Here is a 10,843-nt window from a genome sequence, read left to right as displayed (position 1 = left end):
TTTGTTCCGTTGTTCTGTTGTTCTTTGTTCTACGACGTACGCTACCAGCCGCTCATCGCGCAGCAGCACCACCACGTCGCGCACGGCGGGATGCTGCCGCAGCACCGCCGCGATCTCGCCTAGCTCGACGCGAAAGCCACGCAGCTTGACCTGCGTATCGGCCCGGCCCAGGAAGATCAGCGTTCCATCCGCCATGGCGCGCACCCGATCGCCCGTGCGGTAGAGCCGCGCCCCTGGCCGGGTGCCCTCTGGTCGGCTGAGTGGATCAGGGATGAAGCGCGCGGCGGTCAGATCGGGCCGGTTCAGGTAGCCGCGCGCGAGCTGCACCCCGCCGATGTACAGCTCGCCCGGCACCCCGATTGGCACAGGCTCCAGCCGGGCATCCAGCACATACGTCCGCACGTTCACCAGCGCCCGTCCGATCGGCGTGTCGAACAGATGGGCGGGCAGGATTGTGGGAGCCAGGTAGGCCGTCACCCCAATCGTCGTCTCGGTCGGGCCGTACGAATTGAGCAGCGACGCGCGCTCGCCATAGCGCGCCTGCCACTGCCGCACCCGATCGAGCGCCGCATGTTCGCCGCCGATGATCACATGGCGCACCGACGGCGGCAGCGTAAACTGGCCGGATTCGCTCGCCTCCGCCAGCACATGCCAGAACGCGGTCGGCAGGTTCAGCACCGTGATCCGCTCGCGGGCGCAGGTTGCCTCGAACGTCTCAGGGCTGCTCAGCAGCGCCTCGGTGCGGAGCACTACCGTCGCACCAATCGTGAGCGTGGTGAAAAGATCTTCCGCGCTGATGTCGAAGCTGATCGACGCGAGCTGAAGCAGCCGATCCGCAGGCCGAAGCGGGCAGCGCTCCCGTATGGCGCGCAGGTAGCTGACCAGATTGCGATGCGTGAGCAGCACACCCTTGGGCGCTCCGGTCGAGCCTGAGGTATAGAGGATCAGCATCACGTGATCCGGCTGCACCTCGGCGCGGGGCGCGACCGTCGGCAGCCGGTCAAGCTGCGGCGCGTCACGGTTGACATAGACGATCGTACCTGTGTAGCCTGGCAGCCGGGTACCCTCTGGGTGCAGCAGCGACTCCTGGGTGATCAGCACGCGCGCCGCGCTGTCGGCGAGCATGAGCTGAAGCCGCTCCTGGGGATAGGCCGGGTCGAGCGGCACGTAGCAGCCCCCCGCCTTAAGGACTCCCAGCAGCGCCACCACAAACGCGATCGAGCGGGGTAGACACAGGCCCACCGCTACATCCGGCCCCACGCCCAACGAGCGCAGATGGTGCGCAAGCTGGTTCGCTCGTCGATCCAGCTCCGCGTAGGTGATCGCCGCGCCATGCTGTTCCACCGCGATCGATGCGGGCACGCGCTTTGCCTGGACCTCGATCAGCCAGTGCAGGCAGGCATCCTCCGTCGGCAGCGTGACCTCCCAGCCCTGGATCTGCGCGCGTTCGGCGGCGGTCAGGAGCGGCAGGCGGTCGATAGACCGGGACGGATCACCGACGATAGCCGCCAGCAGCGTTTGAAAGTGCGCTGCCATGCGCGCGATCGTTAGGGCCACGAAGAGATCGGCGCGATACTCGATCTGCCCCCGAATGCCAGCAGGCGTCTCCACCAGCGACAGCGACAGATCGAATTTGGCGGTCTGGGTGATCGTCGCGACCGGCTCAAGCCGTAGATGGGGCAGCTCAACGTCGGCGCGCGGCGCGTTCTGAAGGGCAAACATCACCTGGAACAGCGGCGTCCGGCTCGGATCGCGCTCCGGCTGAAGATCCTCCACCAGCTTCTCGAACGGCAGATCTTGATGGGCGAAGGCATCCAGCGTCATCGTCCGCACGCGCGCCACAACCTCGGCAAACGTGGGCTGGCCCGCGAGATCCGTCCGCAGCACCAGCGTGTTGGCGAAGAACCCGATCAAGCCTTCCAGCTCAGGCAGCACCCGCCCCGCGATCGGCGATCCGACCGCAATGTCGTCTTGTTCGCTATAGCGGGCGAGCAGGATCTGAAAGGCCGCCAGCAGCGTCATGAACAGCGTACTGCCGAGCTGCTGGCTCAGGCGTATGATCTGGGCGCTGAGCGCTGCCGGAAGCACGACCTCGACGATCGCGCCGTGATCCTTCGCGACCTGCGGACGAGGATAATCGGTTGGGAGATCCAGCGGCGCGACACCCGCAAGCTGCCGCCGCCAGTAGGCAAGCTGCGCCTCCAGCACCGCGCCTGCCATCCACGCCCGCTGCCAGAGGACGTAGTCGGCATACTGGATCGGGAGTGTGGGCAAGCTGACCGGCTCGTTCTGCGCATAGCCGCGATAGAAGCTGGTCAGCTCGCGCAGCAGCACCCCCTGAGACCAGCCATCCGAGACGATGTGATGCAGCGTCAGCACCAGGATATGGTCATGCTGCTCTAGCCGCAGCAGCCGCGCGCGGATCAGGGGTCCCCGGCGCAGATCAAAGGGCGGCGCGACCTCGGCGCGCACCAGGGCGGCGACCATCGCCTCGCGCTCGGCTGCTGGCAGCGGCGGCACCTCCACCACCGGCAGCGGCACCTCCACGGTCGGAGCGATCACCTGGACCGGCTGATCGTCCTGCATGGCAAACGTCGTGCGCAGGCTTTCATGGCGCGCGACCACCGCTGCCAGGCTGCGCGCAACGGCGTCGGGATCGAGCGGGCCGCGTAGCCGGACAGCCACCACGATATGGTAGACGCTGCTGCCGGGCTGCAACTGGTCCAGAAACCAGAGGCGCTGCTGCGCGAACGACAGCGGCAGGCCGCTCCGGAGCGTACGTGGCACGATCGGCTGGCGGGAGTCGACCTCCAGCCCTGCTTCTTCGAGGAGATAGGCAAACAGCTCCAGCTCTTCCGCTGAAAGGGCTGCCAGGTCATGGCGCTCCATGCGCATCTGGTGTATGGCTCCTTCGTCTGGTGCGGGGTCGTTCGGCGATCCTCCGTCGACAACTCCTGCATCCATGAGCGAGTCCGCGTGATCGTTGAGCCTGGCCCCGCATCGGCTGCGTCGCGTTCATCGGGCATGAATGCCTGACGGCATGAGACAACCTGCCTTGATCTGGCTGGCAGCGGCCTGGTGCTTTTCCGCGCCGCCGCCGGACGGCGTCCGGAGGGCAGGTCATGTCAGGCTGATGCCAATCGGTACGATGAAGCCGGATCGAGCACGGCCAGGAGCGACCTCCATATTTGTGAAAAATAGTAAAGGGGGGTCTGTGTAGTATAGCGTATCCTGCAAGGATCTTCCACCAATCGGCGCCCCGCCTGCGCAGCCGTGACAGCTCAGCTCGCGCGCCACGCCCTCTCCATCAACCGTGAGATGCTCCGGTGCGCCCGTACGAGGCGCTAGGCGCTGGGATGCACAGCGGCAGCACCCGCAACTGTACCCCTTTTTGTACCCCTTGACCGGTTTTCTTTCCTCCAGCGGTATGGTTTAATCCATCAGAGATAGTTAACAACCGTTTAGAACCCGTCCCGTTCCATCGACTACGTCCGCCGAGGTCTGTTCAGACCAGCACTGATGGTTTCCACCAGCAGCGCCCCACCAAACCAGTCCCACTCATCTATGCTATTCATGGAGGTACCCACATGTGCGATGATTGCCGTGTCTCTCGTCGAACCCTGCTCAAAACAACGTTTGGCGTCGGAGCTGGTGTCGTCCTTGCTGGGAGCGGCCTGCTCCTTCCCGATTCAGCCCAGGCCGCAGTGAACCGACCGCGCCTCTACACCACCGACGAATGGGGCGCGCGACCACCGTCGGAGCCGATTGACGTGCTCAGCCATCGCCCAAACAAGATTCTGATCCATCACACCGCCGGACCCAACAGCAGCGACTTTTCACAGGCACATGCCTTTGAGCTCGCGCGCAGCATCCAGAACTTCCACATGGACGTACGGCACTGGCGCGATACCGGGCAGCACTTCACCATCAGCCGAGGCGGGTACGCCATGGCCGGACGGCACCGCAGTATCCCCGTCCTGGATAACGGCGTCAATCATGTCCTGGGCGCGCACTGCGATGGGCAGAACGATGTGGCGATCGGGATCGAGAACGAGGGAACCTATACGTCAGCAACGCCACCGGACGCGCTGTACAACAAGCTGGTGAGTCTCTGCGCCTATATCTGTCAGCAATACGGCCTTGGGCCTGGGCGAATCTTTGGACATCGCGATTTCAACGCGACGGAATGCCCCGGCGATCGGCTCTATGCCATGCTCCCCCGGCTGCGTGACGATGTTCGGCAGCGGCTTGCCAGCGCGTGAGCCTGAATGGTGGCCTGTCGACACACCCACCCTTGACGACGAGCCGCTGAACGTAACCGCCAGACGGCGCTCGGCGCTGCTACACAGACGCGCGACGATCTTTTGGTAGATCATCGCGCGATTAGATGGGTCACGCGCGGCTCACGCAGCGCGCCAGCATCAGCTCGACCGATCCTGGTTGGAATCGTTCGGAGCAGGAAGGTCACTCGCCTCTTCCTGCTCCGAACGTTGTCGATGTGGCGCTCTAAGCACCAGGGATCACGTTACGGTATTGTTTTGCCGTAAAGCCTTTCCGCTGTTCTCCCCAGATACCAACCTCTCCATCGGGCTGGCGTTCCCCGCCGATGACCCATGCCATCGCCTTTATTGCCTCCACCACGTGGTTTCGCTTATCGCACGTTCTCTGAGCCTTGCTTTCGTGACGGGCAGGGATAAAATCCTACGGATCATGTTCACCGATGTTACTTGCGACGAGCTCGCTACGTATAGGCAGGTGTATGCAACAGCATGCTCCTGCCCCCTCCGGGTGTGCCGTACCTGTCGAGCGTGATCATTAAGGAATAAACCTATGCGCTACACGTCAACCATAGCCCGCCACGTTCGCCCGATCCTGCTGTCGCTGCTGCCCTGTCTGCTGCTGCTCCTCGCGGCCCTCCCGCCTGCGACGGTGGTCCACGCCGCCGAGGGTGCTGTCGACCCCACGTTTATGCTCAGCGCATTTGATGCTGACGCTTCCACGGTTTACGCTATGGTCGTGCAGCCCGACGGCAAGATCCTGATCGGCGGCGAGTTCACAAGTATCAACGGGGAGACGCGCCACCGGATCGCGCGCCTGAACACCGACGGCACGCTCGATCTCACCTTTGCCGCCACCAGCGTCGATGATGGCGTGATCTATGCCCTGGCGCTCCAGCCGGACGGCAAGATCCTCATCGGTGGAAAGTTCTCGCGCGTCAACGGCACGCCTCACGACTCGCTTGTGCGTCTCAACGCCGACGGCACGCTCGATCCCACCTTTCATGCCGTCGAGTTCTCCGGGTTCTATCTCTGGCAGATCGTGAGCATCGCGCTCCAGCCCGACGGCAAGATCTTGATCGGCGGCGAGTTCACGAGAGTCAACGGCGAGCGGCGCAGCAATCTTGCACGGCTCAACATCGATGGCTCCCTCGATCTCAGCTTCACGCCCCTGCCCAACGATCCTGGGATTACATCCGCGATGGCCCGTAAGCTTGTGGTGCAGCCCGACGGTAAAGTTTTGGCCGGAGGCTGGTTCACATCGATCAATGGAGGCAGTGACCGCATCGAGCTGCTCCGTTTCAACGCCGATGGATCGTTGGACGCGACCTTTCCGGTGATCAATCGCACCGAGGGCGGTCACGTCAACTCGATGGCCCTCCAGCCGGACGGCAAGATCCTGATCGTGGGTGTCTTTAGCTCGATCGGCGGCGTGCGCCGACTAGGGATTGCACGCCTGCATCCTGATGGATCGCTCGATCATAGCTTTGTGCCGCCGTATCCCCTGGCTGGCAGCGAGGACCTCGCCCTGCAAGCCGATGGCAAAGTGCTGCTCGGCACAGGCGCGCTGACGCGGCTCAACCCCGACGGCACGCTCGATGCCACCTTCGCAGCAGCGGATGTGGGAAACGGTAAGATCCGCTCGATTAAGCTGCAACCCGACGGGAAGGTGATGATCGCCGGTCGCTTTGCCACGGTCGGCGGCGTAAACCGCTCCGGTGCGGCGCGAATCCTCAACACCTTCTCGCCGCGTCTCGCCCTCAATCCCCAGGTAACGACGATCGACCAGACGCAGACCTTCGAGCTTGCGCTCCAGTTCGATCTATCGAGCATGCCTGCCGATCGGGTGGTGGCCCATCTGCGCTTCGATCCCACGGCGCTTGAGGTCATCGACGCGCTGGGCAATCCCGCTCCTGCGATTACGCCCAACCCCGAAGTCGCGGACGCAGTGACGGAGAACCGGGTCGATCCCGTTACCGGCGAGATCGTCTTCTCGCTCTCAACACCTACCAGCGCGCAGCTCAGTGGATACGGCACACTGGCCTCGATCCGCTTCCGCCCGAAAGCCCTCACGCATAGCACCCTGGTGCAGTTCGCGCGCAACGACACCCAGCAGAGCGATCTCCTTCGCGGGGAAACTCCGCTCCAGGCAACTCTGGAACACGCCGCCGTGCGCATCGTGGAGCACCGTCTCTTCCTCCCAACGACGCTGCGGTAGCCGCTGGGATGGGCAGGCGTTCCGTCCCACCATCGACCGTCATGCAACCCTGGGTTATGTCATGGTCTACCAGCGGCGGATGGATAGCTGCCATCCGCTGCTGGTAGGCTATGTCTGTCGCAGGCTGTGGGATCGGTTTCCGATACAAAAGAGGATCAGGTGCTCGCATGCGATCATCGCTGCCCGGCACGCCACACCGCCCGCACCAGCCACCGCATATCGACATGTTCGGCGGCTGGAAGACGAGGATCAGCCGCCCATGATCCGGTATGCGCTTCTCGCACCAACGACATTAACAAGTAGGTGCTAACACAATGTTTGGCAACGATCTGTACCGATGAGCTATTGGTAGAACGTTCGCTTTTGGCACAATGGATCGATGATCATAGCTTTTCGCGAGATAGGCAGTACTCACTTCCCCCCACCCACGCTGCCATGATGGGGCATCTCATGATCGGGAAACGATGGTATCTAAGGAGTGCAATATGGAACGTATTCGTATGCCAAATCTAGAGAATCCATTCTTACCCGCTATCAATCCGCACGCGGCAGCTACCGAAGATGAAACGATTCAGTGGGCCAGCTCGTTTAATCTGATTCGTCCTGCCGATGAGCGGCGCTTCTATACGTTGCAGTATGGCATCCTGATGGGCCGCGCCTATCCGCATGCCGCTCCTGAGGCGCTACGGGTCATTTCTGATTGGAATACGTGGCTGTTTCTGCTGGACGACCAGTGCGACGAGGCCGGGATCGGGAAGCAGCCCCAGGAGCTGACGCGCCTTCATCAGCGATTTCTGAAGATTCTGCGCGGCGACCCGCCTGCGAGTCACGATGGAGCCGCGGGGTATGCCCTTGCCGATCTCTGCCAACGCCTGGCGCGGCTGGCCCATCCGGCCTGGACACCCTCGTTTATTCAGAGCGTGGAGCACTATTTTGCCGCGAACGTCTGGGAGGCCAAGAATCGCCTCCACCGCCGCATTCCTGCCCGTGAGGACTATCTCAGGCAGCGGCCCTTTACCGGCGGGCTCGATATGTACTTCCATTTTATTGCGCTCGCCCGGGCTATGCCGCCATCGTACACGCAGGATCACACGCTGTATCACCTGGCGCGCAACACCAACCATGTCATCTGTTGGTCCAATGACATCTTTTCGCTCGACAAAGAGCTGCGCAGCGGCGATGTGCATAATCTGGCCCTGATTCTCCACCATGAGTTGGATGTCTCGCTGCAAACCGCAGTCGATCTGGTGGGCGAGCAACACAATGCCGAAGTATACGCCTTTCGCACGACCGAAGACCGCGTGCCGCCGGATGCCCGGTGGTTTGCGGACGGGCTGCGATCCTGGATGCGGGCGAACATGGACTGGTCCATCGCGACGGCTCGGTATCAGCCTGGCGTGTCCTAGCGATGAGCAGGGTTCCAGCGCCCACCATTATCATTGGAGCAACCAATATCCATGCATGATCTCACCGCACACGGGCCGATCGGGCATCATCCGCAGCTTATGCGGTTTTTGAACTGGCTTACACCTGCTATCTTTGCATTTTCGGTGGTGTATGGCATCACGGCGCTGATCTTTGGTGATCTGGCGACCGGACTCAGCAGCGGTGTCATTTTCGGCTACGGTATTGTCCTGCTGATCGCCCGCCAGCAGCTCGCTCGCGCGCAGAACCTTGCCATCCATCTTGTCTGCCTTGGGTTTCTTGTGGCAGCATCGCTGATGGCGCTGCTGCAACCAACGCTCTACCCCAATCTCATCATCATTCCGTTCATTGTCGTCGCGATTGCGCTTCCGTATCTGAGCGGTGCGGTCTTGTGGCGGCTCCTGATCGGCTCGTGGGCTGTCGCCGTCGTCATCGCGAGCATTGGGATCTGGCTTCCCATGGCATCGCATATTCCCTCATGGTTCACCAACCTGCTCCAGGTCAGCGCGATTTCTGCATCGCTGGCGTTCGGCTTCTTCTTGCTGTGGCAATTCCACGAGCGATTGACGCGAGCGATTCGAGAGGTGCAGGCGACTCATGGGCAGCTCCAGCAGGCCTACACGGAGGTCGAAGCGCGGGCTGAGTCGCAGGCACGCCTACTGGCAGAGATTAAGCAGCACCACGCGACGATCGAAGCCTTGAACGTGCCGTTGCTCCCGATCGCCGACGGCACGTGGCTGCTCCCGCTGCTGGGAGCGCTGGATCAGCAGCGGCTCAACACGATCCAGGCTCACACGCTCGAAACATGTCACCGACAGCGAGCACAGGTGCTGGTCATCGATCTAACCGGGATCGCGGCGCTCTCACCGGAGGCAGCCGATGGGCTGGTCCAGCTCACGCACGCCGTTCAGCTCTTAGGTGTTGAGGTAGCGATTGTCGGGATTGGCGCGGAGGTCGCCAGGACGATCGCCCAATCGAGGCTGGGCGTGCATGGAGTGCAGATCTACCGCGATATTACAGTGGTTCTTGAACACATGTCCACAAAAGCGCATACGCGAGTTTAGATAGCGTCACTTCGGAATCAGGAACCTGCTTCGGAATGCGGCGGCGCAAGAGCCACCATCCCCAGAGCTGGCGGTCTTGATGTGGCCGGGCAAGGTGAGGCGGGGCAGCGGCATGAACAACGGAGATGGGTTTCCAGCTCGGCGCGCGTCCATCCCTGGTCCGGTCGTGTGCTGGCGCTGACGAGCCAGCTCTCGATGACCTGGGTGATCTCGTGCTGCTCGCATGAGAAGCCCAGGTCGCGGACGTAGAACACGCCGCCGCTGGTCAGCGGGCAGCGACGGCAACCATGACGCGCGATCAGGTGGTGTCTGTGCTCCCTGTGAGCCAGGTGCTACCCGGCAGCGCGGGACTACGCAGACGCAACCGGCAGGCTGAAGGTGAACGTCGAACCCACGCCAAGCGCGCTTTCCGCCCAGATCCGCCCGCCGTGCGCCTTGACCAGCTGACTGACGATCGTCAGCCCCAGCCCCGCTCCGCCCGTCGCGCGGGTGCGAGAATGATCGGCGCGGAAGAAGCGCTCGAAAATGTACGGCAAGTGCTCCTGCGCGATCCCGACCCCGGTATCACTGACCGCTACCCAAATTTCAGTATCCTTTAACGTTGCCGTGACGCCAATCGTGCCGCCTCTGGGCGTGTGCCGCATGGCATTGTTGAGCAAGTTCCGAATGACCTGGCCGATACGTTCAGGATCAACCTCAACCACCGGCAGATCGGTCGGGACGCTAACATCCAGCTCCAGCCCCTTATCGATCAGATCAAGCTGCACGGTACTTGTCGCTTTTTCCACAATCTCGGCTAGTGTGACGCGCTGGCATACTAGTCGTAGCTGTCCGGCTTCGGCCAGCGCCAGATCCTGAAGATCGTCGACCAGGCGATTAAGCAGCATCGACTCTTCGTGGAGCGAGCTAATCAGCGCGGGCGTAGGCTGGGCAAGCCCATCACGCATCGCCTCCAGATAGCCTCGAATATTCGTCAGCGGCGTGCGCAGCTCATGCGCGACATCAGTTACCATATTTCGGCGCAACCGCTCGACATTGGCAAGTCCGTCGGCCATCGCGTTGAACGCATGGGTAAGCTGCCCGATCTCATCCCTGGATCGTACCTGGACTCGTCGGCTGAGATCGCCTTTTTCCATCTCACGCGCGGCAGCAGTGAGTGTCTCGATCGGACCCAAAATCCGGCGCGAAAGCGCAATGGTCAATAAGAGCGACACAATACCGGCGGCAGTAACAGCAAATAAGAGCGAACGATTGACTGAGCTGATGAAACTTGCTTCGATCGGATCTTGTTGAGGATTGAGTGGACGTTGCACGGCGATCGGCAATGGTTGTCGCGCGGGGGCTAATTCAGCACCGACCGGAAAGGGCTGGAGTCCTTCCGGCATGACGAGGGTGTTTTGGAGCGGCTGTCCTACGGTGACAACAACCGCTTTGATCGGCGATGATCGATCGATCGTCTGCCCCACGATCTGATCATCTGAGTCGGCCAGCACTTTTCCTTGACCATCAGCTAGCACAACACGCTCGCCGAGCACCTGCGTAAGCTGTTTGGCAATCTTGCGCAGATCTTCTTGGCCCTGGCCCTGCTGATAATGGGTCAGCACCGCATCGGTTACAAACTTCATCCGCACCATGTCGCGCTCGACGTATTCCTGAAATTCTCGCGAGGTGGCCCGGCTTGTGAATAACGCTACTGTGCCTACGGCAATGAAAACAACGCTCATCAATGTGAGCAGGAGACGAATTCTTAAGCTATAAAACATAGGAGCCCTCACAATCCAGACCGAGGCCGATGTTGTGGCGCAGGTGCGGGATGCTGTGGTCTATATACGAGAAATCGCTGCTTCCGGGCGATGGTG

At 61.8% G+C, this 10,843-nt stretch carries 6 protein-coding genes; 4 read left to right on the top strand and 2 right to left on the bottom strand.

Annotation, left to right across the window (positions count from 1 at the left end; translation table 11 throughout):
- Positions 1–2,895 (bottom strand): amino acid adenylation domain-containing protein (locus VFZ66_00720; protein HEX6287675.1); only part of this gene is annotated, 2,895 nt, incomplete at its 3' end.
- 809 nt (positions 2,896–3,704) lie between these two features.
- Between VFZ66_00720 and VFZ66_00715 the strand changes: the two genes are divergently transcribed.
- The 4 genes from VFZ66_00715 (at position 3,705) to VFZ66_00700 (ending at position 8,984) form a co-directional block, all read left to right on the top strand.
- The gene (locus tag VFZ66_00715; protein ID HEX6287674.1) at positions 3,705–4,262 is read left to right on the top strand and encodes a peptidoglycan recognition family protein; all 558 of its coding nucleotides are present in this window, start codon (positions 3,705–3,707) and stop codon (positions 4,260–4,262) included.
- Positions 4,263–4,830: 568 nt separating this feature from the next.
- Positions 4,831–6,495 carry a hypothetical protein gene (locus tag VFZ66_00710; protein ID HEX6287673.1) on the top strand — a complete coding sequence of 555 codons (1,665 nt, stop codon included), beginning with the start codon at positions 4,831–4,833 and terminating at the stop codon, positions 6,493–6,495.
- Between the two features lie 485 nt (positions 6,496–6,980).
- Positions 6,981–7,901: a hypothetical protein gene (locus tag VFZ66_00705; protein ID HEX6287672.1), complete on the top strand. Its 921-nt coding sequence runs from the start codon at positions 6,981–6,983 to the stop codon at positions 7,899–7,901.
- Between the two features lie 51 nt (positions 7,902–7,952).
- On the top strand, positions 7,953–8,984 hold the full coding sequence (locus VFZ66_00700; protein ID HEX6287671.1) for an STAS domain-containing protein: 1,032 nt from the start codon (positions 7,953–7,955) through the stop codon (positions 8,982–8,984).
- A 350-nt stretch (positions 8,985–9,334) separates the two neighbouring features.
- Here the strand turns inward: VFZ66_00700 and VFZ66_00695 are convergent, their stop codons facing one another.
- Positions 9,335–10,747: an ATP-binding protein gene (locus tag VFZ66_00695; protein ID HEX6287670.1), complete on the bottom strand. Its 1,413-nt coding sequence runs from the start codon at positions 10,745–10,747 to the stop codon at positions 9,335–9,337.
- Between the last annotated feature and the right edge of the window lie 96 nt (positions 10,748–10,843).

This window comes from Herpetosiphonaceae bacterium, assembly GCA_036374795.1.
Lineage (GTDB): Bacteria > Chloroflexota > Chloroflexia > Chloroflexales > Kallotenuaceae > LB3-1.
Note: the sequence above shows the minus strand (reverse complement) of the source record. Positions and strands in the feature narration are given on the sequence as shown.

What these genes read in the sequence shown, in the direction of transcription:
- VFZ66_00695 (HEX6287670.1), bottom strand. Translation starts at nt 10,747, where the DNA reads ATGTTTTATAGCTTAAGAATTCGTCTCCTGCTCACATTGATGAGCGTT.
- VFZ66_00705 (HEX6287672.1), top strand. Translation starts at nt 6,981, where the DNA reads ATGGAACGTATTCGTATGCCAAATCTAGAGAATCCATTCTTACCCGCT.
- VFZ66_00700 (HEX6287671.1), top strand. Translation starts at nt 7,953, where the DNA reads ATGCATGATCTCACCGCACACGGGCCGATCGGGCATCATCCGCAGCTT.
- VFZ66_00710 (HEX6287673.1), top strand. Translation starts at nt 4,831, where the DNA reads ATGCGCTACACGTCAACCATAGCCCGCCACGTTCGCCCGATCCTGCTG.